24 protein-coding genes and 2 pseudogenes are annotated in these 26,584 nt (G+C 61.1%); 9 read left to right on the forward strand and 17 right to left on the reverse strand.

All coding sequences use genetic code 11. From position 1 onward, the window contains the following. Nucleotides 1-299: 299 nt before the first annotated feature. Entirely contained in the window at nt 300-1,496 is a 1,197-nt protein-coding gene (locus tag GRI47_RS13935; protein WP_160661981.1) for an IS91 family transposase, read from the reverse strand. 1 nt (nt 1,497) lies between these two features. Next, complete coding sequence (locus GRI47_RS13940) at nt 1,498-2,415, reverse strand: tyrosine-type recombinase/integrase (RefSeq protein ID WP_160661972.1); 918 nt, start codon at nt 2,413-2,415, stop codon at nt 1,498-1,500. Nucleotides 2,416-2,601: 186 nt separating this feature from the next. Between GRI47_RS13940 and GRI47_RS13945 the strand changes: the two are divergent. Together GRI47_RS13945 and GRI47_RS13950 are read left to right on the forward strand one after the other, a co-directional pair. After that, nucleotides 2,602-2,907, forward strand: a pseudogene (locus GRI47_RS13945) (ATP-binding protein); the annotation flags it as partial. 127 nt (nt 2,908-3,034) lie between these two features. Continuing rightward, the gene (locus tag GRI47_RS13950) at nt 3,035-3,451 is read left to right on the forward strand and encodes a hypothetical protein (RefSeq protein WP_160661982.1); all 417 of its coding nucleotides are present in this window, start codon (nt 3,035-3,037) and stop codon (nt 3,449-3,451) included. A gap of 1 nt (nt 3,452) precedes the next feature. Here the strand turns inward: GRI47_RS13950 and GRI47_RS13955 are convergent, their stop codons facing one another. Genes GRI47_RS13955 through GRI47_RS13965 form a run of 3 tightly spaced genes read right to left on the reverse strand, consistent with a single transcriptional unit; the run spans nt 3,453 to nt 6,791 of the window. After that, a complete protein-coding gene (locus tag GRI47_RS13955; protein ID WP_474094098.1) occupies nt 3,453-4,340 on the reverse strand; it encodes a plasmid partitioning protein RepB C-terminal domain-containing protein in 888 nt (295 codons plus the stop codon). Nucleotide 4,341: 1 nt separating this feature from the next. Beyond that, the gene (locus GRI47_RS13960; RefSeq protein ID WP_160661983.1) at nt 4,342-5,214 is read right to left on the reverse strand and encodes a plasmid partitioning protein RepB C-terminal domain-containing protein; all 873 of its coding nucleotides are present in this window, start codon (nt 5,212-5,214) and stop codon (nt 4,342-4,344) included. Further along, entirely contained in the window at nt 5,211-6,791 is a 1,581-nt protein-coding gene (locus tag GRI47_RS13965; RefSeq protein ID WP_337190709.1) for a recombinase family protein, read from the reverse strand. Before GRI47_RS13965 ends, GRI47_RS13960 begins: the two co-directional genes overlap by 4 nt. Nucleotides 6,792-6,833: 42 nt before the next feature. On the opposite strand from GRI47_RS13965, the gene GRI47_RS13970 reads away from it, so the two are divergent. After that, nucleotides 6,834-7,220 (forward strand): hypothetical protein, encoded by a 387-nt coding sequence (locus GRI47_RS13970; RefSeq protein WP_160661985.1) that lies wholly within the window; start codon nt 6,834-6,836, stop codon nt 7,218-7,220. Between the two features lie 89 nt (nt 7,221-7,309). Here GRI47_RS13970 and GRI47_RS13975 read toward each other — a convergent pair whose 3' ends face one another. The 4 genes from GRI47_RS13975 to GRI47_RS13990 form a co-directional block, all read right to left on the reverse strand. Continuing rightward, the gene (locus GRI47_RS13975; protein WP_160661986.1) at nt 7,310-10,369 is read right to left on the reverse strand and encodes a 5'-methylthioadenosine/S-adenosylhomocysteine nucleosidase family protein; all 3,060 of its coding nucleotides are present in this window, start codon (nt 10,367-10,369) and stop codon (nt 7,310-7,312) included. 64 nt (nt 10,370-10,433) lie between these two features. Next, nucleotides 10,434-13,391, reverse strand: a complete 2,958-nt coding sequence (locus GRI47_RS13980; protein ID WP_202387603.1) for a type I restriction endonuclease — start codon at nt 13,389-13,391, stop codon at nt 10,434-10,436. 38 nt (nt 13,392-13,429) lie between these two features. Continuing rightward, complete coding sequence (locus GRI47_RS13985) at nt 13,430-14,131, reverse strand: restriction endonuclease subunit S domain-containing protein (RefSeq protein ID WP_160661988.1); 702 nt, start codon at nt 14,129-14,131, stop codon at nt 13,430-13,432. Beyond that, nucleotides 14,128-16,140 carry a type I restriction-modification system subunit M gene (locus GRI47_RS13990; RefSeq protein ID WP_160661989.1) on the reverse strand — a complete coding sequence of 671 codons (2,013 nt, stop codon included), beginning with the start codon at nt 16,138-16,140 and terminating at the stop codon, nt 14,128-14,130. Before GRI47_RS13990 ends, GRI47_RS13985 begins: the two co-directional genes overlap by 4 nt. A gap of 319 nt (nt 16,141-16,459) precedes the next feature. On the opposite strand from GRI47_RS13990, the gene GRI47_RS13995 reads away from it, so the two are divergent. Continuing rightward, entirely contained in the window at nt 16,460-17,341 is an 882-nt protein-coding gene (locus GRI47_RS13995; protein ID WP_160661990.1) for a hypothetical protein, read from the forward strand. A 122-nt stretch (nt 17,342-17,463) separates the two neighbouring features. On the opposite strand, the gene GRI47_RS14000 is transcribed toward GRI47_RS13995, so the two are convergent. Beyond that, the gene (locus GRI47_RS14000) at nt 17,464-18,537 is read right to left on the reverse strand and encodes an IS1595 family transposase (RefSeq protein ID WP_160661991.1); all 1,074 of its coding nucleotides are present in this window, start codon (nt 18,535-18,537) and stop codon (nt 17,464-17,466) included. A 100-nt stretch (nt 18,538-18,637) separates the two neighbouring features. Between GRI47_RS14000 and GRI47_RS14005 the strand changes: the two genes are divergently transcribed. Both GRI47_RS14005 and GRI47_RS14010 read left to right on the forward strand, forming a co-directional pair. Further along, nucleotides 18,638-18,949 carry a DUF6471 domain-containing protein gene (locus GRI47_RS14005; RefSeq protein WP_160661992.1) on the forward strand — a complete coding sequence of 104 codons (312 nt, stop codon included), beginning with the start codon at nt 18,638-18,640 and terminating at the stop codon, nt 18,947-18,949. A gap of 148 nt (nt 18,950-19,097) precedes the next feature. Next, nucleotides 19,098-19,703: pseudogene (locus GRI47_RS14010) on the forward strand (ATP-binding protein); the annotation flags it as partial. 16 nt (nt 19,704-19,719) lie between these two features. Here GRI47_RS14010 and GRI47_RS14015 read toward each other — a convergent pair. Then, nucleotides 19,720-19,977: a hypothetical protein gene (locus tag GRI47_RS14015; RefSeq protein ID WP_337190710.1), complete on the reverse strand. Its 258-nt coding sequence runs from the start codon at nt 19,975-19,977 to the stop codon at nt 19,720-19,722. A 68-nt stretch (nt 19,978-20,045) separates the two neighbouring features. Continuing rightward, complete coding sequence (locus tag GRI47_RS14020) at nt 20,046-20,591, reverse strand: winged helix-turn-helix transcriptional regulator (protein WP_160661993.1); 546 nt, start codon at nt 20,589-20,591, stop codon at nt 20,046-20,048. 158 nt (nt 20,592-20,749) lie between these two features. On the opposite strand from GRI47_RS14020, the gene GRI47_RS14025 reads away from it, so the two are divergent. Continuing rightward, nucleotides 20,750-21,112, forward strand: a complete 363-nt coding sequence (locus GRI47_RS14025) for a DUF8200 family protein (protein WP_237452840.1) — start codon at nt 20,750-20,752, stop codon at nt 21,110-21,112. Between the two features lie 86 nt (nt 21,113-21,198). On the opposite strand, the gene GRI47_RS14030 is transcribed toward GRI47_RS14025, so the two are convergent. The 3 genes from GRI47_RS14030 to galE form a co-directional block, all read right to left on the reverse strand. Next, nucleotides 21,199-21,834 carry an HAD family hydrolase gene (locus GRI47_RS14030; protein WP_237452841.1) on the reverse strand — a complete coding sequence of 212 codons (636 nt, stop codon included), beginning with the start codon at nt 21,832-21,834 and terminating at the stop codon, nt 21,199-21,201. Between the two features lie 102 nt (nt 21,835-21,936). Beyond that, complete coding sequence (ykgO, locus tag GRI47_RS14035; RefSeq protein ID WP_007165381.1) at nt 21,937-22,062, reverse strand: type B 50S ribosomal protein L36; 126 nt, start codon at nt 22,060-22,062, stop codon at nt 21,937-21,939. Nucleotides 22,063-22,177: 115 nt separating this feature from the next. Then, nucleotides 22,178-23,221: a UDP-glucose 4-epimerase GalE gene (gene galE / locus GRI47_RS14040; RefSeq protein ID WP_160661994.1), complete on the reverse strand. Its 1,044-nt coding sequence runs from the start codon at nt 23,219-23,221 to the stop codon at nt 22,178-22,180. Nucleotides 23,222-23,380: 159 nt separating this feature from the next. Between galE and GRI47_RS14045 the strand changes: the two genes are divergently transcribed. Both GRI47_RS14045 and GRI47_RS14050 read left to right on the forward strand, forming a co-directional pair. After that, nucleotides 23,381-23,998, forward strand: coding sequence for a DUF4136 domain-containing protein (locus GRI47_RS14045; RefSeq protein WP_160661995.1), 618 nt, complete (start codon nt 23,381-23,383; stop codon nt 23,996-23,998). A 1-nt stretch (nt 23,999) separates the two neighbouring features. Further along, on the forward strand, nt 24,000-25,136 hold the full coding sequence (locus GRI47_RS14050; protein ID WP_160661996.1) for a M14-type cytosolic carboxypeptidase: 1,137 nt from the start codon (nt 24,000-24,002) through the stop codon (nt 25,134-25,136). 7 nt (nt 25,137-25,143) lie between these two features. On the opposite strand, the gene GRI47_RS14055 is transcribed toward GRI47_RS14050, so the two are convergent. Both GRI47_RS14055 and GRI47_RS14060 read right to left on the reverse strand, forming a co-directional pair. Then, nucleotides 25,144-26,163 (reverse strand): LD-carboxypeptidase, encoded by a 1,020-nt coding sequence (locus tag GRI47_RS14055; RefSeq protein ID WP_160661997.1) that lies wholly within the window; start codon nt 26,161-26,163, stop codon nt 25,144-25,146. After that, complete coding sequence (locus GRI47_RS14060) at nt 26,160-26,564, reverse strand: cytidine deaminase (RefSeq protein ID WP_160661998.1); 405 nt, start codon at nt 26,562-26,564, stop codon at nt 26,160-26,162. Before GRI47_RS14060 ends, GRI47_RS14055 begins: the two co-directional genes overlap by 4 nt. Nucleotides 26,565-26,584 lie beyond the last annotated feature (20 nt).

The following is a 26,584-nucleotide window of genomic DNA, read 5'->3' on the forward strand; positions in this document are numbered from 1 at the left end:
CGTGAAGGGTTCCGGGCGCCGTAGGCGTACGGAAGTCCCCGAAGCACGAACCCGCGGGCCGCATGCGTTGGGCTATGGGGATTTCGGTTTTCTGTCGATCCAGGTGGCTTGATGACACTGGCTGGGAAGCGTGCCGGATGGGTCAGGTGGGCAGGTCTGTGGCCCGGATTTGGTCAGCAGATCGCTCAATAGCGATGGTGTCATGGCGGTTTTCATGCGACTGATGATCTGCAGGACGAGCGGCGGCATTGCCGGAAGCCTATCACGTGCCCGGTTCGGTGAGATCGAGCCATGCCGGGTCATGGCGCAAATTTCCGGATGGGCGGTATGGAGGATGGCGGCGCGCGTGGTTGCTGCCAGCGCGCAAAGGTCTCGATGACGATCATGTGCCCGCCGCAATGTGGGCACGGCGGGCGGTAATCTTCTGGCTCATCGGTGATCTCATCTTCTGGAGGTGGCGCGACCTCCAGCAGTTTGCGGGCGAGCGCGATATTGGCCTTGTGCGTGGCACCAGCGAGCAGGCCGTAATGGCGGATACGGTGGAAGCCGGTTGGCAGGACATGGAGCAGGAACCGGCGGATGAACTCGTCGGCGGGCAGCGTCATGACCTGCTGGCGGTCGGTGCCGTCTCGACGATAGTCTTTGTAGCGGAAGATGACATCTTGGCCATCGAACCGGATCAGGCGACTGTTCGATATGGCGACGCGGTGAGTGTAGCGCGAGAGATAGGCGAGCACCGCTTCGGGTCCGGCGAAGGGCGGCTTGGTGTAGACCACCCAGCGCTTCTTGCGCACTGGTGAGAGGTGCTTGAGAAACGTCCGCCGATCAGTCAGCCCGGTCAACTTGCCGAAGAAAGCGAGCCTGCCCGCATTATGCAGCGCCATCAGTCGGGTGAGGAACAGGCGGCGGAACAAGGCACCCAGCACCCGCACCGGCAGCAGGAAGGCCGGGCGTGACGATATCCATCGCTTGCCATCGGGCGTAATACCGCCACCCGGGACGATCATGTGGACATGCGGATGATGCGTCATGGCCGATCCCCATGTGTGAAGCACGGCGGTGATGCCGATCTTTGCGCCGAGGTGCTTCGGGTCGGACGCAATCGTCATCATGGTCTCTGCCGCAGCCTTGAACAGCAGATCATAGACCAGCGCCTTGTTGGTAAAGGCAATGGCGGCAACCTCGGCCGGCAGGGTAAACACGACGTGGAAGTATCCGACCGGCAGCAGATCGGCTTCGCGCGCTGCCAGCCATGTGCGCGCCGCACCGCCCTGGCACCTGGGGCAGTGCCGGTTACGACACGAGTTGTAGGCGATCCGCCAGTGCCCGCAACAGGCGCAGGCCTCGACATGGCCGCCCAGCGCAGCGGTCCGGCAATGCTCGATCGCTGACATGACCTTGAGCTGCTGCAGGCTCAGATGTCCTGCATGGGTGGCCCGGTATGCTGGACCAGTAGCGCAGAAGATGTCAGCGACCTCGAACGAGGTGCGCACCAGTTCAGCCCGGTGGTGTCCCCTCACTGGGCAGGAACATGCCTAGCTTGTCGAGCGGACTGGTCACCGCATGCATTGTTCTGGTTGCGACCCTGGTGTAGAAGGCGGTGTTCTCCAGCTTGGCATGGCCGAGCAATGCCTGGATGATGCGGATATCGATGCCGTCTTCGAGCAGGTGGGTAGCAAAGCTGTGGCGCAGCGTGTGCGGGCTGACGCGCTTGGCGATCCCTGCAGCCTGTGCCGCCTCGACGACAATGCGGTGCAGTTGCCTTGTGCTGATCGGCTTCATGGCATGCAGGCCAGGGAACAGCCAGCCATCATGGTGCATCACGCCTTGCTCACGGCCCAGCTTCCACCATTGCCGCAGCAGGGTGAGCAGATCGGCAGGCAGCATGGCATTGCGATACTGGCCGCCTTTGCCGCGTTCGACCCGGAGCAGCATCCGCTCGCTGTCCACGTCGCGCACCTTGAGCATCGCCACTTCGCCCACGCGCAGACCGGCGCCATAGGCGACCGACAATGCGGCTTGGTGCTTGAGGCAGGTGGTCGCGCCCAGCAGCCGGACAACTTCATCCCTGCTCAGCACCACCGGCAGCTTGCGCATCTGCTTCATGCGAACGAGCCGCCGGGCAAGGTCAGGCCGGTCGAGTGTATGGGTGAAGAAGAAGCGCAGTGCCGAAACCACGCTGTTCATGGTTGGTATGGGCATGCCTGCTTCACGCTGCTCGACCTGGAAGCGGCGCAGATCTTCCGATGTCGCCGTATCGGGAGGACGCCCAAGGAAGGCGGCGAACCGCCCCACGTCGCGGACATAATTACGCTGCGTCTCGCGGCTGAAGTGCCGCATGGTCATATCGTCGATCAGCCGCTGACGCAGCGGGCTGACCGGAGTGGCTGGAATAACCGGTACAAGATCGTTCATCGCTCGACTCCTCAGTTGAAGGAGCCGGAATGTTCGGCCTTGATCAGTCCCCGCGCTACGCCTGTCGTTCTACTTCACCCCCTCCGCCAGCACCCCTCCCGCGCAGCGGGTTCGTGCTCCGGCCCAACTCCGGTCATTCCCGCCGCTCTGATCTTCGTATCCACAGGATTCATACCTCTGGGTGTAGGTATATCGAACCTGTTGATGATCGGGCCTCCGGGGGCGGGAAAGTCACTGTTGGCGAGTTGCCTGCCCGGCATCCTCCCAGAGCTGTCACCGGCGGAGGCGCTCGAGGTCAGCATGGTCCAGTCGGTCGCGGGCACGCTGGAAGAGGGCCGCATCAGCCGCGCCCGCCCGTTTCGCGCCCCGCATCACTCGGCGAGCATGGCCGCGCTGACGGGTGGCGGATTGAAGGTGAAGCCGGGCGAGGTCAGCCTGGCGCATCTGGGCGTGCTGTTTCTCGACGAATTGCCGGAATTCCACGGTATGGTGGAGTTATTGCACCAAAATATCCTACTGAAGAATAACAGATTTTTCGTTAACAATCGAGTCCATGACGACCGCAGATCAGATACCCGAACTTCCTTCTATTGACCGCCCCAATGTCCTATCAGGCTTGATGACGAAGCGCAGCGAGATAGCAGGCCTCGTTGAGGGTTTACAGGACAGGTTGCGGGAAGCGCTGATCAACCTCGATCACATCGACCAGACGATCCTGCTTTTCGATCCCGAGGCCGATTTAACGGAAGTGAAGGCGAAGCCACTGCCTCCGCGCCATGTTGCCTTCAAGGGGCAGGTTACGCGCTCCATACTGCATATGCTTCGGACAACGGGCGATGCGCTGGATAGCAAGGCTATAACACTTCGCCTAATGGCCGAGCGCGAGCTCAATGCGGCCGATGTCAGACTGCTGAAGACGATACAGAAGAGGGTAGGCGCGGCCCTGAGGAATTTGCGTGACCGAGAACTGCTGGTTTCACGTCAAGGCGAGAAAGGTCTGCTGTTGTGGTCTTTGAGAGCAACGAATGCTGAATGATCTACGTGGCAGCGTCCAGCGTGCCCGCGGCCACGATGTTATGGAACTCGGCGAGGATCTCAGGATGCTTGTCTTGGACATAGGCCGATATCGCATCGTTCGCGATGAGGCGTTCGACATAGCGCGATGCCAGGACGAGATGGAGGACATCGTCGCCGAATGTGGCTTCGACTGCCCGGAAGTCCTTGTTTAGGGATTCGAGCTCCCGTTCCATCCGCGCCATCTGTTCGGGCGTAACGCCCTTTACCCTCTTCGGCCGTTCAGGCCTGGCGAGGTCTTCCTGTCTGGTCGCTGCGAGGATGGCCTTCGCATAGGTGGCGGTGAAATTGTTCATCGATGCCATCAGCTCAGCGGTGGCGAACTGCCGCTCCGGCTTCATCCTGCGCAAGGTATCGAAGACCTGCGGATTGACTGGGCGATCCTTCAGGATGTCGACCGCTTCTGGAGCGATGCCGTCCAGCAGCTTGCTCCGGCGTTGGACCAGCTTCGCATCGATCCCGAGCGCGGCGGCGATCATGCTGGCAGGAACGCCGCGATCGAGCGCCCGCTGGATCATGTAATGTTCCTGGACGGTCGCAAGCCGGTTCACCCGCTTGTTGTAGGTGAAGGCCTCGTCGTCATCGGCGATGATGCATGGCGCGGTCGCTTTTCCCTCTTCCATGATGGCATGCAGCCGCAGATGCCCATCCAGTAGCAAGTGTCGACCCGAGGAGTCCGCCTTGGTTACCGCGAGTGGCTCGATTACTCCTATTTTCTTTATGGAGGTTGCGATCCTCGCATATTTCCTCGAGCCGGTTATGCGTGCCGTCATGGGCCGCAACGGCAGCAGGCTTTCCACGGGAAGGTCGAGCACCTTCTGTTCGAACGATATACGTATTGCTTCGCTCATCTCATGCCTCCGCGAGGCCGAGTCGTTCAGCGATTGGCTGCGGTAGAGTGGTCATTCCTTCGGCTCGCAAGAGCGCGACGAAATGATCCTCGGCCAGTAGGCGACCCATCGCCGAAGTGATGAACGCAAGGCGCCCTTGTGCCAGTCCTGCTTTCTTGAGCAACTGGCGTTGCCGATCGACTTCCTTCTGATAGGCGCGTACCAGTGCCGCGGAGGTCGGAGCGGCGGTTCGCGGCTTGCCGGTCCTGATGCTCTTGATGCCTTTACCGATCAGATTGCGGTCATCGACTATACGGCGGATGGCGAGGATCTGATCGCCCGGAAGGCTTCCGTTCTCGTAGGCCTCGGTCAGCGCGCGCTGCACGTCCTCGTCGTCGGCCTTGGATATCTCGGCGGCGATCGTGTGCGGGATAATGCCGCGCTCGACGGCATCGAGCAGGCGTTCCTCTCCCCGTTCGAGCAGGCCGACGATCGAATGCACATATTCTGCACTGAAACCGATCTTCTCACCGATTGCAGAATGCGTGTAGCCCTGCTCGCGTAGACGTCCGACCTCCCGGATGAGTTCGAGTGGTGAAAGATTTCGCCGGGCGAGGTTCTCGACCAGGCTCATGACGAAGCATTCCTCGCGGGTCGCATCGACGATCATTGCGGGGATCATGGATTGGCCGAGCTTCTCGAAGGCTTCCTTCCGCCCTTGCCCACAGACGAGTTCGTAGCCGTTGCCAACTTCCGCTCTGCGGACCGTGATCGGGCGTTTCAGTCCGACCTTCGCTATGCTGTCGACCAGTTCTTCGAAGATGCGCTTGTTGCGCGCCCTCGGATTGAGGACCTCTATCGTTTTGATCGGAATGCTGATGATCTCGCCGTTCATGCTGCCCGTCCGATCGGGTGGCGCCTGAGCATGTGATATAGAGGATCGAGATCGTCGGTGCGATACGCGTCCAGAGCGATGCCGTTCTCCTCGCCCATCCGCATCGTTGCCAGTCGCCCGACGTCGAGCCACGGCAGGAGGTAATAGTCGCGGACGGTTCGGTTATCCGGGTTCATCCTGACGGCGAGAGTGATGTCGGGTCGGTGCCTGCTATCGAAGCGCAGCTTCCAGCGAAGCGAACCGGCAGCGGTTTCGGTACAACGGATCATGACGAGCGAGATTGATATCTCACCGTTGGCCACGATGATATCGGTCTGGGGATCGACCTCAATGCCTATGGCCATTTCGCGGATGCGCTCGACTGTATGTTCGAACGCATCACGCTGCAGAAGCCGCAGCACACGGTTGGTCTCGAGGTAGCGATAGTCGCGATCGGGCGTATAGCCGATCAGCTGGTATGCCCGCACGAGGCTGCCGAACCTATGCCGATACGCGGCAGTGGATGGCATCTCGTCGTCTTCGTCGATCAACAGCCCCGATAGTTCACCTCTCGATGCCAAGAGGTTCGACAGCATGGCGAGCAGCTCGTCGTCGGTGAAGCGCCGCGCCCGCGCAGCTAGGATCGCCTGTGCCGCATCGAACAGCTCGCGATCGATGATTGCTGCGAATGCACCGTCCCCTCGCACCCACATCTCCGGCTCGTTGACGACCCGTTTGCGCTTCAGCTTATTGGATATGCGGTTGTAGACGTTGTTCCCGATGTATTTCTCGTTGATGAGGATCTGCCGAACCGTTGCCCTGGTCCATGTGCGCCCGAGGTCGGTAGTGACGCCTTCGTGGTTCAGTATCTCGGCGATCTCGCGTTCGGAGTGGCGCTGCAGAACGAACATGCGGTAGATCCGTTCAACGATCCTGACCTCGTCTTCCGGGCCCGGGACGAGAATCACCCGATCCGTCTGAAGGCTTTTGTGCTCGCCGCGTGCGAGAGGGGCCTTCGGTTCGTCCCGCTCGTTCACGAGATGGCGACGCAAACCATAACCAGCGGGGCCTCCCTGACGGTAACCGAGCCGGATCAGGCGGCATTGTCCCGTAAAAACCTTGGCAGAGAGTTCGCGGCTGTATTCTCCTGCCATCGCCCGCTTGATGTTTTTCATGACAGTGGACGGCAGGCTGCCGTCGTTGTCGAACTGCTCTGCGCAGTAATGGATGTTGATGCCGCGCTCGCGGCAGATGAATTCGTAGTATGCGCTTTCGTCGGCATCCTGGAAGCGGCCCCACCGACTAATGTCGTAGACGAGGATAGCCTCGTAATCGGCACGCCCTTGTTGGACATCGTCGATGAGGCGCTTGAGCGAATCCCGTCCTGCGATGCTGAGGCCGCTGCGTCCTTCGTCGGCATAGGTCCTGACGATCTCGAAATTCCGTCGCGCGGCGTAGGCTTCGATGATCTCGGCCTGGTTCTCGGTCGAATAGCGCTGATGGTCTGTAGACATGCGCACGTATTGCGCTGCCCTTGTCTTCGTCTTTTTTCCTTCTGCTTCCATCTTGCCTGGCACCGGGTCTAGTGAGTCGGGCATTTCTCCCGATGAACCCGTTCGGCATAAGGGGAGTATGGTGGAATGTCTTTTTCGACGGATGACCGAAAACTTCGCGGTGAAAACGGAAATCGGTTTCCGATCGATCCCGCTGCGGAAACGGGAGCGTTGCTGGCGGAGGTGGTGGCAGAGGCTTTGAAGGCGGACTTCGGCACCATACCATCCCATGTGAAGCATCTGGCGCGTCTGACCGGAACCAATGAACGGACGGTCCACAACTGGCTGCTGGCTCGCAATGGACCCAGTGGCACGGCGCTCGTCGTCCTCATGCGTCACTCGGATGCGGTGACCGAGGCTGTTCTTGCGTTAGCAAATCGCAACGAACATTCCGCGGCGATCAGACTTATGAAGATGAAGAACATTGTTCGCACCAAGGCGCTGGAGCTCGTAGAGTGTCTGGGTCCAGTATGAAGCTTTTACTGGGAGAGGCTCTGCGTCCAAAGACATGGATTGTGAGCGCTTAGCTGTCCTGCCCTTCTCCACGACCCGATCCTGCACGATCAATCCTTTGTCTTGATCAGCTTTTCGAGCTTCGGCTTGTCGATGTTCACGCCGAGTGGCTTTACCACATCCTGCGCTGCCTCGAGCATGATAGTGCGGTTTTCCTTGTCCCAGTGTGCCCAGAACAGTCGCGAGAGATAGTGGCTTGCGATTGTGTAGCGAAGGAAGCTGGCGCGCGGCAGAGCCTTCATGCTTTCCTTCAGGAACTTCCTGCCGCTCTTGGGCATCAGGTCGACCATCCAGGATGCCTTTATCAACGTCTCCAGCTTGCCTTCGACCTCCGACTTGTCGACGCTCATGTAAAGGGCCGGGTGCCGGGCCTGTTCCGCAAGATATCCGAATATTTGCCGAATGGGCTGCGCGAGGATTGCGTATTCCATCACGTCGATGATGCTTCCGACGAACCTACGCCGATCGTCGATCTCATCTGGGAAATCTGTAGCGTTCAAGGCCTCGTCGGTGGTCAGATTCTCCTTCATCTTGTCGAAGTCAATTTCGAGGTTGATGCGACTCCACTCGTCCAGCGCGACTGCCGCACCATCGACCACCTTGGCGCTGAGGTCACGCTTCTCCTTTGCCTCGAGATGCTCGGCTCCCTGACCCAGCAGGACGACCGCTCTGGTCCACGCTGCACCAAGCCTGTCCAGATTCTCAAAGCGCTTACTGACGGCCTCGTCGTCATCGTCGGCGAACTGCTTGCCCGCTTCCTCGCGGACCTGTTCGGACACGTCCAGCATCTGCTGCTTCTGCTCGGCGTTGCGCGACCCTTCGCGCACCGCCTTCGCGGCGTTCTTGAGCCGCTCTCTCATCCTATCGGTGGCCTCGGTGCGCCTGATTGCAATCGGCGAGATCTCTTCAGAAAGCATGATGTTGTCGCCGGGATTTAGCTTCTTCAGATCGTCCGTGGCGGCCTTCAGCGTTTCGATGACGGCCTGCACTATCTCGTCGGACGCTCCGATCTCTGCGTAGAGTTCGAAGGCCGGATAGTCGAATGGCTCGGCCATCTGGAAGTAGCGCGATGCCAGGCTGGGATGATCATGCAGTTCTTGAGCGAGAAGGTAGGATTCGATGAAGGGCAGCGATATCTGCGCGCGCCCCTGTTCGAAGTGCATGATGCCATTGTCGACGAAATCGTTGACGAACTGCAATGGCTTGATCTGAAAGTCGTGCCTATCGGCAAATTCCTTGGCGAACGTGACCAGTTCGGCTTCATCGAAATTACGCTTCTCCAAGCGCATTTCTACGACGAGCTTGCGCAGGAACCTCTCGCGCGTGGTGCGGCCGAGATTTATGTCGGCTTGATCACCAGCGACGAGGAAGGTCAGGAAACCCACCACGGCCAGCTGGATCAGCTCGGACCGGCGATTGGCGTTGAGCAATGCCGTGAGCGTCTCCTTCGGGATCCCGGCGAAGTAGGTGGGATGGGCATCCAGACGGAAGTTGTCGAAGGTCTTGTAGAGCCTGTTTGCGATCACTTCGGATTCCTGGCAGCCCATCTGGAAGTTCTTCTCGAGGAAGAGCGCTATCTCCAGAAAAGAGACCTTTCCGGCGTCGTATGGAGCCGCAGCGGAACGGTTCATGAACGACGTCTCGCCGATCAGAGCGTCATCGCCGCGGCTCACGAATAGGAACCGGGCATCGGGATACATGTCGCACTGCTCGAGAATGGTGTCGATCCTGTGCTTTGACGAAAAGGGCATATTCTCGACGACGAAAACCATCTTGACGCCATCCGTCTGCTTCAGCTTGTCGAGGTCGACCGCCGCCGCGCTCGCGAAGGTATCCTGCTTGCCGCGGATGGCATCGCCGTCGATGACGATCGGGACGGCCTGGAGACCGTCGATCTCGCAGGTGAGAAGGTCCGCGGCGACCACCCAGGGCAGGCTCTTGTCGGGATAGGAACGTGGAATGTTGATCAGCGTGCGTTCGCGCGTCTTGAGCACCTCGCGCACGTCGATCGCCTCCTGCTGCGCATCGACTGGATCGCCCGATTGAGGCGTCTTTCGAATACGCGGGACAGGTAGGCGATACCCCTTCTCCTGCAGCTTGTATTCGGGAGACAGACGTCTGAGAGTCTCATCGATCTCCGCCTCGATCGTCTGCATGACCTGCTTCAGAGGAACGTCCGTTTCATCCTCGACCCCCAGGTCGAGAAGGTCGTCTCCGGATCCGCGCAGCTCGAGAAGGGCGCGTTGGAAGTAAGGGTTGGCAGTGATGTTGAGGTGCAGGAAACTCGCTGCATTTGCCGCCGCCAATTTCCTTACTGTGCCCTTGGTTGCTTCTTCCAGCTTGGTCTTGTTGCCGTCCGCGTAGTCGGAGATACCGCGGATCGTCATCGCGGGTTTGTCGTCACGGAATTTCGCTTGCGAGAACACACCTCCTGACTCGGTCTCGATCGCGAGAAGTGCACGTTCGACACCCTTCAGCTTCTTGTTGTAGAGCGCGCTCTTGTCGACCATTCCACATACGATCGTGCCGTCCTTGGTGGTCGTCCTTCCAATTTGTTCAAAGGTCTCGCCGCGGCTGGGGACCTCATCGGGTATGCCCTTCGTTGCGATCGCCTCTCGCTCCTGCTGCCAAGCGTCATACACGGGAATGAGCTGCGGTTGCGTTCGCATGAAGTTGAACGCCCGCGTGAAGCGCGTCGGCGTCGAATAGTGGGTGGGCGAGAACTCGATATCGAGAGCCTTGCCGTCGTCGATGTCCACCACCTTGTTGTTGTCGAGTACGTCAGCAATGTGTCCGCTGTAGCAGACGTCGGCGAGATCGAGATCATTGCTGATCCCGCCAGCGATCCCGAGGCACACCGTAAGGCCGATATCGAAGTGCTCGTGCAGATATTGCGTGGCGTTCGTGGCATGACGGTTGCCCATCGACGACTGCTGAATGACGATCATGCGCACGTCCGCATGGCCACTCTCGACTACATGGCACCAGACCGTATCGGTTCCTCTGTTCTCGGTGGGCGGGAACTGATTGATCAGTTGGAGCAACTCGTCCTCGAGGGGCACCACGAGGCCGATGTCGAAATAATCGCGATTGTTGGGCTTATCGTTCATGCTCTGATCTTATCCACCAGCTTTTGCTCAGGCAATCGTTCCGTTATTGTTCTGCTCAGCTAGTTTAGGCCGCGTCCTTGTCCTCGTTGGCCAGCCGGCGCGCGCGGCGGAAAAAATGGCGGGTGATCTGCTCACGCACCTTGGGATCGGTCAGCATCGCGCTCTTCATCTCGTTGTCGCGCTGGAACGAACGCACGGAGCCGCGGAAGAACATCTCGGCGAAGGCCTTGTAGACGACGTCATCGGGGTTGTTGCGGAGCATCTCGACGAGATCCTCGGTCATGATCTCCTCGTTGACGGCCTCGTAGCGCACGAAGTCGGCGTCGGTGAACTCTGTCCCGTGCCGATCGTTGAACGAGGACACGATCTCCGACAGCGAGCGCTGCTCCTCTTCCGTATAGGGCTTGGCGCCAAATTCGCTTATCGGGCTGAGCTTCGCCCCTGCTTCGGGAGCGAGCGAGGCGGAACCCTTTTCCTTCTCTTTCAGCGTAACGGCCTGTAATCGCACCATGTCGTCGGTGATCTCGATGTCCCCTGGGATTTCTCGATCCGGCAGCAGTCGGTTGAGCCAGGTGCCGTAGGAGTAGAGCTTCTCCAGATCGGTGTCGCCCAAAGCCATGATCTGGCTGAGGAAGCTGTAGAAGCGCAGATAGCTCTTCACCACCTGCCGGAACTCCTCCTGTTCCTCCTCGTCCTCGTTGTCGAACCGCATGACAGCCTCGCGGACGATGCCTTCCAGTTTCGCCCGGTCGTGGCCATCGAGTTCGGATCGGTAATAGGTCTCGGCGAAGCGTTCGACCTCCGCATCGTGGATGATGCCGAACTCGTGCATGCGGCGTTCGAGCGTGTAGATCTGGTTGGGGTCGGAGTTCGCCTCCAGGCTGGTTTCGCCGTAGAAGGGTTCGAACGCGGTCTGGATGTCCTCGATCGTGTTCTGGAAGTCGAGCACGTAGGTGCGCCGCTTGTCCGGATAGATGCGATTGAGGCGTGAGAGCGTCTGCACAGCCTGTAGTCCGGCGAGCTTGCGGTCGAGATACATCGCGACGAGCTTGGGCTGATCGAAACCGGTCTGATATTTTTCGGCGACGATGAGCACCTTATACTGGTCGCCGTCGAAGCGTTTTGGCAGTTCCGTTTCGGCGAAGCCGTTGAGTTCCGCTTCGGTGTAGGTCTCGCCGTCGATGCGCAGGGGCCCCGAGAAGGCGACCAGAGCTTTGAGGCCATCGTATCCGTTGGCGTCGATGTAGCCCTGTAGGCGTCGGTAGTAGTTGAAGGCATGCTCGCGGCTCTGCGTGACGATCATGGCCTTGCCCTGACCGTCCAGTTCACGGGCGACGTGACGGCGGAAGTGCTCGACGATGACCTCGACCTTCTGGTCGATGGCCGCGGGGTGGAGTGATGCGAACCTGGCGATGCGCCGGCGACTGCGCTTGGTGTCGAGGTCGGGATCGTCCTCGATCGCCTTCTCCAGCTGGTAGTAGGCCTTGTAGGTCATGTAGTTCTGCAGCACGTCGAGGATGAAGCCCTCCTCGATCGCCTGCCGCATGGAATAGAGGTGGAAAGGTTCGGGCGTGTCCTCAGATCCCTTGCGGCCGAAGCGTTCGAGCGTCGCGGTGCGCGGTGTCGCCGTAAACGCGAAGTAGCTGATGTTGGGCTGGGGACCGCGCGCTTCCTGATAGGCCGCGACGACGTCCTCGAAGGTCTCCGCCGTCCCTTCGCCGTCTCGCGACAACGCCTCCGACATGGCCTGGGCGCTCTTGCCCGACTGGCTGCCGTGCGCCTCGTCTATGATGACGGCGAACTTGCGACCGGCCTGGCCCGTGATGGTGCTGAGGTGGTCGGTCGAGAACTTCTGGATGGTCGTGACGATGATGCGCGCGCCGCTGTCGAGGGCGGCCTTGAGCTGCTTGGATGTGCCGTCGATGATCTTCACCACGCCCGGTGTCTGGGCGAGCTTCTGGACGGTGTTCTGGAGCTGGCGGTCAAGGACGAGACGGTCGCTCACGATGATGGCCGTGTCGAACAAGGGCGCATCGTTCTCGTCGTGGAGCGTGATGACGCGGTGTGCCGTCCAGGCGATCGTGTTCGTCTTGCCCGAACCTGCTGAGTGCTGGACTAGGTAGTTGCGGCCCGTGCCGTGCTGACGGGCGTCGGCCATCATGCGCCGGACGGCATCGAGCTGCTGGAAGCGTGGGAAGATCATCGTCTCGCGTTTGTCCAGCGATCCGTCCGGCAGGAACACCTCCTCGGTCTCGAGGTGCAGAAGATTGCCGATGATGTCGAGCAGCATCTCGCGCGAGAGGACGGCGCGACCCTCGGGTTGGTCCGCCCAAATGTATGCGGTGCGGTGTTCCCCTGCGATGTCGGGGTTGCCGGCTCCCTTGTCTCGGCCGCGGTTGAATGGGAGGAAGCGGGTCTTCCCGTTCATGAGTCTTGTCGTCATCGAGACGTTGGAGGTGTCCATGGCGAAGTGAACGAGCGCGCCGCGCTTGAAGGTCAGCAGCGGTTCGTTGGCAGGAGAACGATCCTTGCGATACTGTTTCTCGGCGTGCCGAAAGGTGGATCCGGTGAGTTCGTTCTTCAGCTCGAAGGTCGCGACCGGGATGCCGTTGACGAAGATCACGACGTCGATCGCGTTCTCATTGCGGCGGCTGTAATGGACCTGTCGCGTGACAGAGAAAATGTTGGCTTCGTAGCGAGCCTGGAGAGCAGGGTTGACGTTCGAGGCCGGCTGGAAGGCACATAGGACGAACTTGATGCCCGGCACGATCTTGATGCCCTGCCGCAGCACCGGCAGGGTGCCCGAACGCTTGAGGTTGGCGGCGACCTGGGTCAGGAATTCCTTCTCGGCGGAAGTGCCGTAATGGCTTTCCAGCTTCTCCCATTCTTCGGGCTGCGTCGCCTTCACGAATTCGACGGTCAGCTGCGGATCCAGCGCTAAATCGCGATCGTAGTCTGCGTCGCTACGCAGCCGATAGCCTTGGTGCTCGACGAGCTCGTCGACCATGTGCTGTTCGAGCACGTCTTCGAGATGGATCTTCGACGATTTATGAGGCTTTCTCATTGTCGCGCATCCCCGTCAGTTCCAGTGGTAAAAGCTTCTTTGGTATCTGGCTGACGTCCCCCAATTTCCTCTACGACCGTAGAGGCTTTTCGAACCCATAAGGAATGGAGTAGAGAGTCGGGCATGGCGACTTGGGCAGCCCGGTTTCCTCCGACAATGGAGATCAGCGCGTCACATTCATCGATTCCAGTCCTGATACGTTCGGTAATAGACTGCTGTTCGTTTCGAGGCGGAACGCTGATCCAGTCATTTGGAAAGTCTGCAAACGATATGGATTGCCGAACCCCGCTGCCGAGCGAATAGTAATACTTGCAGAGGTCAAGTGCGTAGAGAAAATAATACCAGTATTCGGGGATGTCGGATTGTCGGCAGGTCACGGCATCGTACGCCGAAGTTATGATGCCTCGTTCTGTGACCAGACCCTGCCGCAAACTTTTCTTGTCGTTCTGGAGATCCGTCAATCTCAAGACGATATCGCCGGGCTCGACGATCTGGTAGCCCTCATAGGATTCTGGGACGAGCCCTTCGCTGCTTTCGATGTCGCGCCGCACTATCCGCCCATAGCTGAGCGACAACAGGTTCTTTTCTACCATGCCAGCGTTGAGGTTGCCCTTCTTCAGCCGGAGGACATGCTTGACCTTGGTGACTTCCCAATGAGACGGCGGTGCCTCCCCAAATACGGTTTCTTGCAACGTCATTTCGAGATCACCTTCGTCAGAAGTTCTGCGAGATTGTCTTCCATGGCTGCTATGTTGGCATTCACGTCGGACAGGGTCGGCGGGCGTTCGAATTTGGCGAACAAGGTGTTGTAGGGAACGGAGTAGCCGAGGCGGCCGACTTTTTTGTCGGTCCGATCGATGTATTTCGTGTCAACCCACGCGCCCGGAGCGAATGGCTCAACCTCTTCAGCAAAAAATTCTTCCCACTTCCTGTCGATCGGCACGCGCTCGAAGTATTGCAGTAGCTTGTCGGGTTCGGGGTTCCCATTGCCGTTACGAATGACTTCCGCGCCAGGATCTAGCTCGCCGAAAGACTCTTCGATAGCTGACCTGAGGGGGGCTGAAATCTTGAATCCTTTTTCGGACATCGTGCTTGCCACCTTGGCATGAAATGCGTTGCCGTCTGACCAGGTTTCGCCGAAGCTCGGATCACCTAGGATGCTGAGCAACAGGTCTTTGACAGGCTGCTGCATGAGATTGAACGGCTTTGATTCGGAAAGACGAGTGATTCCACCCTCATCGACGCGGAAACGCCGTCTCTTCGGTTGTTGAATTTTGATCAGCCGGTAGGCGAAGGACTTGACTGGAAATACCTCTGCGAAATGACTCCCTTCGGCAGAGAAGCCATCGACGAACGCGTTGATAATCTTCGCTCGGGCATCATCTGTGATGAAGTTGGCTTTGTCACCTAGACTTTTTCTTAGAGGCTCGCAGAATTCTTCCGAAGATGCGTCGATGATCAGCACTTTATTGCGTTGAATGGTCGGCTTACGGTTGTTTAGTATCCAAATGAATGTCTGGATGCCGGTATTATAGAAAAGATCGGGCGGAAGAGCTATTATTGCGGTGACATAGTCTTTTTCGAACAGCCAGCGTCTGATTTCACTTTCACCAGAGCCGGCATCACCAGTCCCCATTGGAGCGCCGTTCATGACGATGCCGATCTGCGAGCCCTGCTCGTCGTCGCGCATCTTGGCGACCATGTGTTGCAGGAATAGCAACTGCCCGTCGGAGATGCGCGGAAGGCCAGCGCCGAAGCGTCCGTCGTCGCCCAATTCCTTCCACTCCTCCTTAACGGCGCCGGCCGACGCCTTCCAGTCGACGCCGTAGGGCGGATTGGACATCATCCAGTGAAACTTCTGGCCGCGGTGCTGGTCATTGGCGAGCGTGTCGCCAAAGGCGATCTGCTCCGGGTCGTGACCGGTGATCAACATGTCCGAGCGGCAGATCGCGTAGGATTCCTTGTTCTGCTCCTGCCCGTAGAGTTCGACGCGCACGCCCTCGTTCATCGCCTTGATCTCGGCTTCGGCGATCGCGAGGATGCCGCCCGTGCCACACGCCGGATCGTAGACGGTGCGGATGAGACCGCGACCGGTGAGCGCCTTGTCGTTGGCGATGAGCAGGTCGACGATCAGATGGACGACCTCGCGCGGCGTGAAGTGTTCGCCGGCCGTCTCGTTCGACTGCTCCGAGAAGCGACGGATCAGCTCCTCGAAGACGTATCCCATCTCGAGGTTGGACACCTCGGACGGGCTCAGGTCGACGTCGGTGAACTGCTCGAACACGTCCCACAGGATGTCGTGGTCCTTCAGTTCCTTAAGCTGCTCGAGGAACTTGAACTTGTCGATGAAGATGTCGCGCATGTTGGCCGAGAAGCCCGTGATGTAGGCGACGAGGTTGTCGTGCAGATCAGCCGGGTTCTGACCCTTGATCTTGGCGAACGTGAGGGGTGACAGGTTGTAGACCTTCCCCGCCTTGGCGACGTCGAAGAGCAGCAGATCGCGTGTGTCCTCGTCGATGCCTTCGGGCAGGGAGTCCGCCATCTCGATGGTCGCGTCCTGCGTCGCCGAGAGCAGACAGTCGAGGCGGCGCAGGACAAAGAACGGCAGGATGACCTTGCCGTAGTCATGCGCCTTGAACTTCCCCCTGAGCGTGTCTGCGGTGCCCCAGATGAAGTTCGCGAGTTCGCGGACCTTGTTGTTCTGCATCGAAGTCTTTCCCTGATTTGGGGAGCTTATAGGATGCGTGGTGCGTGACAGCCAAGCACGGCTTTCGGCGCCGCGCTCGCGGCGTCCGGAGGCTTTCTCCGACATTAGGTTCTCCGATTATCATTAAGATGGTGACGGCTGCTATCGTCAGAGCCGATCGTGCCTGCTTCCGAGGGTGCAGGTTCAGATCATCGCGGGTGCGTCTTTCTCACCCGATGAAGACCAATGGACGATTTGGAGACCATGCGGTGTCTGACCATTTCGTATTCGACATGAGCGATTAACACGATGTTAGCTATGTTGGCTCAAGGCATGACGAATGCCGAAGATGCTCAGCGAAGATATGAAATGGATGCGTGATCACCCGCTGGTCACGGGACTGATCATCCTGTTCGTCATCGTGTCCGCATGGCTTTTCTGGGGTGCGACTTCCTCGACCGATCAAGCGTATGATAGGATGGCAGCTTCCAGGCACACCGCCTTGGATGAGCCGTCACAGGTTCTGGAAGCCGACGACGCCGAACGCCAGATCAAAGAACGCCGCAAGGCCTACGTTCGTTATGACGCCTCCCAAGATCGCGTCATACTCCCACCGTCGCGTGAGGAGCGCCTCGCGACCGATAGTAGCCCATCCGAACAGGAATGGGCCGATCGTCAGTCCGAATATGAAGGCCGCACTTGTCAGGACGCTCCACTGGATGCGGAATATTCCGATCTTTGTGCGCAATGGGCGAGTGTCTCCGCCACCCGATATGGAAATAGGATCGGAGCCGAGAACTACCGTGTATCCTCCTTCGCCGCGATCGTCAGTGGCCTGGCGCTCATCGCTACCGTGCTGGCCGTGGCTATCGCGGCTCTGGCCGCCCGGGACGCGAGCAAGGCCGTCAAGTTGATGAAGGAGGGAATGGTTCCGTTCCTTACCGTGCGCCCTGGTGGTATATCTGGTGTCGGTAAGATGAAGCTGATCAACGCCGGCACGGGAGTCGCGACCGGAGCTTTCGTCAAGGTTGGGAATGCGGAACTGCCCTTGCGCCGCCGCGTCCTGCAGGCTGGGGAAGAATTCCAGATTACTCACTCGGCGATAGCCGCCACGAACGGGGAACTGCAGGTCGTTCTGCGATACAATGACGGATCCGGCGAGGGCATCGAGCGCCGAGAACGCTTTCGGCACGCTTCTGGAAAATGGGTCCAGATCGATTGATGCGTTTGCCGAAATAGCGGGCGTCAATGTAAGCAGCAGAGCAACAATTAACTTTTCCATATCTCTTCTCCTTCCGGTGGTCGCCCACCGTCGGGATCCAGAAATGTGGCCCTAGTGGGCTGTCAGTCGTCGTTGTCGTTAATGCCGAGAGCTCTCAGCACGTCGTGATTGCGATCGTTCTCGCGCCGTGGCCCCGATGCCTGCCAATAGCCGGCGAAGGTTCGCGAGGGCGGCAGGCCCATTGCGGCGCGGATCAGCTTCTGTACCTTGGAGCGGTCGTCCAGCCGCCTGTTTTCTTCCCGCCAGGCACCGTCGGCGGCGTAGAAATCGAGATAGTCGCCGGCGATATGATGATGGACACCGATCTCGGCCCGTCTCATCCGGGAGAATGCGCTCTCGGCACCATTGGTGTGGAAACCCTCGTCGGTGCAGAATTCCTTCTTGTGGTTTACACGCTGCAGGCTGTGGCTGGCGTAGAGCGGCTCCCATCCCGATCCCTCGTCGGCGAGGATAGTCGCGCTGCGATCGACGCTTTCGGTGATCCAGGACACGGCCTGCCTTTCGCTCTTGAACGTGCGCGTCAGGAGGCGTCCCTGACCGCCGCGTTCGCGTAGCAGCACGACGCATTGGCGCTTGCGTCCATTGACGGGGATCCGCCGACGGTCGATGCGCTCGTCCTTCTTGTTGGCCTGCTTGAGATAGCCGCCGAAGTAGGCACCGTCGATCTCGACCTCGCCCACGAGGTGAACGTCCTCCTGATCGAGGAACATGACCTCCCGGAGCTTGTCGGTCAGCACCCAGACGGTCTTGTAGTCATGATCGTAGTCGTGGGACAGCCAGATCGAGGCCGCGCCCTTGGCGTGGACCGCCATGGCTCGCACGATGAACATGAGTTCCAGATAGGTGATCCGCTTGTGGGCGAACATCGTCCCGCTCGTGATCGAGAAGAACTTGTGACACTCCGGGTTGGCGCATTTGTATCGCTTCTGCGACTTGATGTTGTAGATCCGCTGGGAACCGCAGTCGGGGCAGGTCGGATTTCCATCAGGCCATCGCGCGCGAAGAAAGAACTCCCGGCAACCATCTTCGCCCATCTTGAAGACGTCGTGGATGCTCAGCGTGCGGCTCGCAGGGTTTTTCAGCCAATGGAGGCCCTGCTTCTTGCGCTTGAATGATTTGGTTGCACGAGTGGCCATTGAGGTGTCATATACGACACCTCACACGACTATTCAATCTTAAAGTGCCGTATGCGACACCTGAGTTGCCGAATTCGCCTCCAGATCCTATAACCGACTCATGACACAGGCATGTGATGATGAATGGGAGCAGCTGGCGCGTAATCTGATTCGTGGCCAGTTGATGACGCGCGGGATGTCCTATGCCGCGCTCAGGGACGCTCTAGCCGGGATCGGCGTCGAGGACACCGAGGGTGCCATCAAGAGCAAGATGAGCCGCGGCAGGTTCAGCGCCGTGTTCTTCCTGCAGTGCATGACAGCGATCGGCGTGGATTGGCTTCAGTTGCCGGGTGCTCCGGATGGTCCCGGCGCGTTCGCGATTGGCAAGCATGGCGCACAGGCATTGGCGAAAAAATCACCAGGAGAAAATTAAGAAGCGGGAATGCCCGCGAGAATCTACAGGGGTCGGGTCGCCCACGCTCGTAAATGTGCTCCCAATAGGTCGATCTATATCTGATTCGGAAGGCACATTCCTGATAGAAATCAGACTCCTACCTCAGATTTGGTGCAATAACTCCGCCATACCGGAATTCCAGCGGCCCGTGCTCGATTCGCTCAGGCAGCCGCTCGAGACGGGCAAGGTCGATGTCGCGCGCGCCAATGCGCATGTCAGCTTTCCCGCGCGCGTTCAGCTGGTCGCGGCGATGAATCCGTGCCGCTGCGGCCATCTCGGCGATCCGGCGCTCGCCTGTTCGCGCGCGCCGCGCTGCGCCGCCGATTACCAGTCGCGCGTGTCCGGGCCGATGCTCGACCGGATCGATCTGCATGTCGAGGTCGATCCGGTCAGCGCGGCCGATCTCGCCCTTCCCCCGCCCGCCGAAGGCAGCGCTGAGGTCGCCGCACGCGTGCGCCGCGCGCGCGAACGCCAGACGGCGCGGTTCGCCGAGAGCGGCGCGCGCAGCAATGCCGAGCTGGATGGCGATGCCCTCGACCGCTTCGCGGAACCGGACGAGGCGGGGCGCAAGCTGCTGATGCAGGCGGCGGACGCGATGCGGCTGTCGGCGCGCGGCTATGTCAGGATGTTGCGCGTGGCGCGCACGGTCGCCGATCTGGCCGGAGCGGACGAGGTGGGCCGCATCCATATCGCCGAAGCGCTCAGCTATCGCCGACAGGCCCCCCGCGCCTAGCCTGCCCTTCGCTTCGTTATTGCGCGTAGGGCGTATTCTCGACCAGTTTGCGCGTGTAATCGGGCGCGCCGTCGTTCCACCAGACGGGGCCGCGTTCGCCCAGAGCGACCTTGGCTTCATGGACTGCGGCACGTGCCGTCTTCTCGGCCTCAGCATCGTCGGCGCGCTTGGCGGCAGCGACGGCGCGGCGGGCATCCATCAGGGCGTCGACCCAGCGTTGGCGCTCTTCCTCGCCCAGGGACGGGTCGGTGGCGCGCCACAATCGCCCGCGCACGATGATGTAGCGGCCATCGGACGTTCGCTCCGGGCCATCTGACGGCGTGTCGGATGGCGTTTCCCGCCTCAGGCCGCGCCTTTCAGATCTTCGAAATGGGCCCTATCGCCCCGCGCCACCGTCCCCTTGGATTTCGCCTGCGAGCCATCGGCGCGCTTGCCGACATTCGCCCGCTCGACCAGAGCCAGATCCTCCGGCCCGAGAATGCGGCCCTCCTGCGAAAGGATCGAGACCGGACCGATCGGCAGGCGATCCCGCTCGTCGACGAGGACCGGGTTCTCGACCACTTCGGCCCCGTATTTCTGGCCCCATTGGCGCAGCGCGATCATCGCCGGCAGCAGGTCCATACCCTTTTCGGTCAACCGATATTCGATCTTGCGCCGGTCTTCCGCCATCGGCTGACGTTCGAGGATGCCGTGTTCGACCAACCTGCCGAGCCGGTTGGACAGGATGTTGCGGGCGATACCCAGCTCGCTCAGGAATTCCTCGAAATGATGCAGGCCGTTGAAGCTCGCGCGCAGGATCATGAAGCTCCATCGCTCGCCCATGACTTCCAGCGCCATGGGCAGGCCGCATTCGGTCAGTTCGCGCAAGGGTTCCCGAATTTCGCCCATAGTGTCCTCGATCCGCTTGACAGCAAACACCTGTCCTAGCCCCGTTTCGCGCCGACGCAAAACGATCACATATTTCCAGTTGCAATTCGCAACCTTTCATTTTAGGTAGCGATTCGCAACTAGTTGCATATTGCAACTGGAAATAAAGGACCACTCTCATGGCTCAGATCGCTTCCCGCTCGAATCGGTTCGGCTTCGACACCGGTGCTCGTCTCACCGCCGCCACGCTGGCGCTCGGTTACACCTTCGCTGCTTTCGGTGCCGTGCTCTCGCCCGCGCCTGCCGCTGCCCAGTCTGGCGGCTTCTACGTCGCCGAGCTGGTCCAGCCGACCGAGGAAACGCGCACAGTCGCGAGCGGGGTTGCCTGGCGCTGTGCCGGATCGACCTGCGCGGCGCCCAAGGCGGCAAGCCGCCCTCTACGCGTCTGCCGCGAATTGCAGCGCAAGGTCGGCCCGGTCGCCAGCTTCACCGCCCATGGCGAAGCGCTCGATGCCGAGGATCTCGCCCGCTGCAACGGCTGATCCGCCACGCTTTACGAAACCCGCCCCCTCTCCATCGGGCGCGAAACCTGGCCCCGGCACTCCTCTCGTGAGGCGCCGGGGTCTCTTTATCTGCGCTTGAGCAGTCCGCGGGCCTCGAGATCGTGACGCAGCGCGCTCGCACCCGCGAAATGGTGCACCTGCCAGCCCAGCGCGCGCGCCGCCGCGACGTTCGCGGCATTGTCGTCGATGAAGAGCAGTTTTTCGGGATCGTGCCCGAATCGCCGCGCCGCAAGCGCGAAGATCGCGTCAGCGGGTTTGGCGATCCTTTCCTTGCCCGACACGACGATATCGCGGAACAGGTCGAAGATCGGGGCGGTGGGGCGAAATCCGTCCCAGAATTCCGCGCCGAAATTGGTGATGGCATAGAGCGGGATAGCGCGTTCGTGCAGCTCGCGCACGATCTCGAGGCTGCCGGGAACGGGCCCGGGAATGGTCTCGTTGAAGCGAGTCGCGTAGGCGTCGATCGCCCCGGCATAGTCGGGAAACTGCGCCTGCCGCTCGGGCACCATGTCGGCGAGCGGGCGGCCGGCATCGTGCTGAAAATGCCATTCTTCGGTCACGACCTCGGAGAGCAGGAAATTCAGCCGCTCTTCGTCATCGATCAGTTTTTCGAACAGGATGCGCAGGTCCCAGCGATAGAGGACCCGGCCCACATCGAACACGACCGCTTCAACCGCGCGGCCCATCTGCGATTCGCTCATTCCGCCCTCCAGACATGGCATCCAAATGCGAACGGCCCGCGCTCCACGAAGGAGGCGGGCCGGTCAATTATCGCAAGCGAGCCCGAAGGCTCACCGATTCGCTCAGCCCTGGCGGGCCTTGAAGCGGCGATTGGTCTTGTTGATGACGTAGGTACGACCGCGACGACGGATCACGCGGCAATCGCGGTGGCGGTTCTTCAGCGACTTGAGGCTGTTGCGGATCTTCATCGGTTCTCTCGAAATTGTGCGGCGCGCGGGCCGCTCTCAAAAACAAGCGCGCGCCGGAGATGGGCTCCGACGCGCGGATTTCAAGCGGGGCAGTTAGCGGGGCGAGCCCGCCGCGTCAATCGTTTAGCGCCGCCGCCTGATCCATGAGGCGGCGTTCCCACGCAAGCGCATGGCGCACGATCGTGTCGAGCTCGTCATGGCGCGGCTGCCAGGGAAGCGTCGCGCGCAGGCGCGAGGGATCGGAGATGAGCTTGGCCGGATCGCCGGCCCGTCGCGGCTCCATCCGCCGCTCGATCCGAATCCCGCTCACACGGTCGACCGCATCGAGCACGTCGAGCACGGAAAATCCGTGACCATACCCGCAATTCATCGTCAGCGAACGCCCCGGCTCCGCCATCAGGGCCTCCAAAGCCAAGACATGCGCGGCGGCGAGATCGCTGACATGGATGTAATCGCGCACGCCCGTGCCATCCTGCGTGTCGAAATCGGTCCCGAACACGCCGACCGCATCGCGCTGGCCGATGACCGCCTCGCACGCCACCTTGATAAGATGGGTCGCCCCTGCGGTCGATTGCCCGGCGCGCCCCTCCGGGTCCGCCCCCGCGACGTTGAAATAGCGCAGGACGCAATAATCAAAGCCATGCGCCGCGCTCGCATCGGCGAGCATCCGTTCGGTCATCAGCTTCGACCATCCGTAGGGATTGATCGGGATCTGCGGCGTATCCTCGGTCACCGCGTCCACATCGGGTGTCCCATAGGTCGCGGCGGTGGAACTGAAGAGGAACCGCGGCACGCCTGCCTTGAGCGCCGAAGCGATCAAAGCGCGGCTCTTGCCGGTGTTGTTGTCGTAATATTTGAGCGGATCGGACACCGATTCGGGCACCACCACCGAACCGGCGAAATGCATGATCGCGCCCCGGCCTCCGCCGATCCCCTGTTCGGCGCAAATCCGCGCCACCAAATCTCCATCGGCGATATCGCCTTCGTAGAACGGCACGCCCTCGGGCACGGCAGCGCGAAATCCGGTCACGAGATTGTCGATCACCGCAACCGGCCAGCCTGCATCCTGCAGAGCGAGCACGGCGTGACTGCCGATATAGCCTGCGCCGCCGGTCACCAGCACGGGCTCACGAGACGGATCGAGTCGCTCTGCGTTCATCGCCGCTTTGCTAGCACCATAAGCTCTGCAGAAACATCCCCGCAATTGGCCTGGCAGAAGCCTCCAGGACCCGCCGAACGCAGTGCGCGGGACATTGTAGCGCGCTCGGACGTTCTCCTCCCATATCCCCTATCTCGTTCTCCCCATTCGAAGGATCGCATGATGAAACGCCCCGCCGCCAAACCCCTGCTCACTGCCGCCATCCTCGGGTCCGCGCTCGCCCTGTCCGCCTGCGCCTCGACCCGCGTCAGCCCTGTCGAAGTCACCCGCTTCCTCGATCCCGCATCGCGCGCGCAGCTTGGCCAGGGCTCGATCTTCGTGACCGGGGTCGGCGGAGAGGACAGTCTCGAACTCGCGCCCTACAAGGCTGCGGTGGCGCGCGAACTCGCCCGTGTCGGCTATGGCGAGACGGCGCGCGCTGCGGCTGGCCAGATCGCCGAAGTCCGCGTGAGCCGCTACCAGCTCGGCCAGAACGGGCGGCGCAGCCCCGTCAATGTCGGCGTGGGAGGCTCGACCGGGACCTATGGCTCGGGCCTTGGCCTGGGCATCGGGATCAATCTTGGCGGCGGCGGCGGGCCGGAGATCGGCACCGAAATGGCCGTCGTCATCCGCGAAGCGCGCAGCGGCCGCGTGTTGTGGGAAGGCCGCGCCGACTTCACGGCATCGGAAAACTCGCCCCTTGCGGAACGCGCTGCCAGCGCCCAGACGGTCGCTGCCGCGCTGTTCAGTGATTTTCCCGGCAATAATGGTGAAACGAGAGAGGTCGAGGTTCCATAACGTGAGCGATATTCGCATCGATTCCGCATTCGACAGTGGCAATATCGAGGTTCTCTCGATCGATGGGGCGAGCGCCAAGCTGGCCATCCCGCTGGATGACCAGTCCGAATTCAAGCAGTGGTTCCACTTCCGCGTATCGGGCGCCGAAGGTCGCGAGCTGGAACTGAACATCACCGGCCTCAACGACAGCGCCTATCCCGGCGGCTGGCCCGAATACGACGCGGTGGTCTCGGAGGATCGCGATTATTGGGGTCGTGCGAAGTCGAGCTTCGACAAGGACGCCGATAACGGCACGCTGACGATCCGCTACACACCCGCCAGCGACGTCGCCTGGTTCGCCTATTTCGCGCCATATTCGATGGAGCGGCACCACGACCTCGTATCGGAAGCCGCGGCGAGCGAGGGGGTCTCCCACCGCACGCTCGGCTCCTCGCTCGATGGCCAGCCGATCGACTGCCTCAGCATGGGCGATGGCAAAACGCAGGTCTGGCTCTATGCGCGTCAGCATCCGGGCGAGACGATGGCCGAATGGTGGATGGAAGGCGCGCTCGAAGTCCTCACCGACCCCGCCGACAGCGTCGGCCGCAATCTTCGGCAAAAATGCCGTTTCCACATCGTGCCGAACTGCAACCCCGACGGATCGCGCAACGGCAATCTGCGCGTCAACGGCGTGGGCGCGAACCTGAACCGCGAATGGGCCGAGCCGACCGCAGAACGCTCGCCCGAAGTGCTGGCGATCCGCAACGCGATGGACGAAACCGGCGTCGATTTCGCCATGGACGTTCACGGGGACGAAGCCATCCCGGTCGCGTTTCTGGCCGGGTTCGAAGGCATTCCGAGCTGGACCGACGAGCAGGGCGAGAAATATTATCGCTACGAGAGAATCCTCGACCGGCGCAGCCCCGATTTCCAGACCGAGCAGGGCTACGTCAAATCGAAACCAGGCACCGCGAACCTCTCGATGAGCACCAATCAGGTGGCCGAACGCTTCGGCGCATGCGCGATGACGCTGGAAATGCCGTACAAGGACAATCCCGCCAATCCCGAACCCGATCAAGGCTGGAGCCCGGAACGCTCGAAAATGCTGGCGCGCGATTGCCTCGCAAGCCTGCTCGAATGGTTGGAAACCGACGCCTGAGGGGCGCCTAGCCCACCATCGGTTCCAGCAGGTGGATCGTGCGGGCGGCGGCGTCGATTTCGACCTCGCCCCCGTGCGGCAGGCTGAGCTGGTTGGCCAGATGGCCGATATTCGCACCCACGAAAGCGGGAATGTTTAGCGGCGCGAGATGCGTGTCGAGCACCTCGTCGAGCGAGAAGCCGGCGTAATCGGGGTCGCTTGTCGCGCAGGAAGTGCACCGCCCGAATATTACGCCCGAAAGCCGCCCGAGCACGCCTGCGAGCGACAATTGCTGGAGCATCCGGTCGATCCGGTACTCCGCTTCGCCGATGTCTTCGAGGAAGAGCACCGCGCCGTCGAAATCGGGCATCCATGGCGTGCCCATCAGCGCGGTCAACACCGTGAGATTGCCGCCAAGCAGACGGCCGCGCGCACGCCCCTGTGTGATCGTGCGGCCGAGCGGTGCGGGCCGACCCGGTTCTTCGGCTGCCCCACCCAGCACCGGCGTCTCTCCGGTGAAAGCCAGCCGCCACAGGCTGTTCCAGCTATGCTCGGGCCACGAACTGGACGCATTGGGCGCATGCAGCGTCATGAAGCCCGCCCGTTCGGCGATGGCCAGATGCAGCGCCGTGATGTCGCTATACCCGATCACCAGTTTGGGATTGCGGCGGATCATGGTCCAGTCGAGCAGCGGCAGGATGCGCGCCGAGCCCCACCCGCCGCGAATCGCGAAGATCGCGCGGATGTCCGGGTCAGCGAACATCGTATTGAGGTCGCTCGCCCGCGCCGCATCGTCCCCGGCGAGATAGCCGGAGGTATCGGCGATATGCTTGCCGAGGCGGGGCACCAGACCCATTCCGCGAATTGTGAACAGCGAATCCGCGATCTGGCGCTCCGACACCGCACTCGCTGGCGCGACCAGCCCCACCGTGTCGCCCAGGCGCAGGCGTGGCGGCTTCCTGAGGCCCCGCGCCAAAGAAGGCGCGGGCAGGAGCGGGCTGGCCGCAAATGCCGCCAATCCGGCCAGCGCGGCGCGGCGCGTGGTCACGTCAGGCTCGCGGGCCCGAAAGCGTGGGGGAGCAGGTCGGACAGTTTCACGCGCTGAACCGTGTCCGGCCCCACACAGAGCACATCGGGATCGGTGCCCCCCAACTGGGCCAGTTCGTTCAGGACCTGGCGGCAGCGCCCGCACGGCGTGATCGGCATATCGCCCGGCCCCGTCACCGCCACGGCCTCCAACCCGCCACGCACGCCCTCCGCCATGGCCTTGGCCACAGCGACCGTTTCGGCACACAGGGCGAGGCCATAGCTCGCATTCTCGATATTGGTGCCGGTCGTCACGCTACCATCGGCAAAACGCAGGGCGGCGCCGACCGGGAACCGCGAATAGGGCGAATAGGACTGCTCCGCGGCCTCGCGGGCGGCGGAGATGAGATCGTCGTCTGTCATGGATCGGCTCGTATCGCGTC

This window comes from Qipengyuania pelagi (assembly GCF_009827295.1).
Classification (GTDB): domain Bacteria; phylum Pseudomonadota; class Alphaproteobacteria; order Sphingomonadales; family Sphingomonadaceae; genus Qipengyuania; species Qipengyuania pelagi.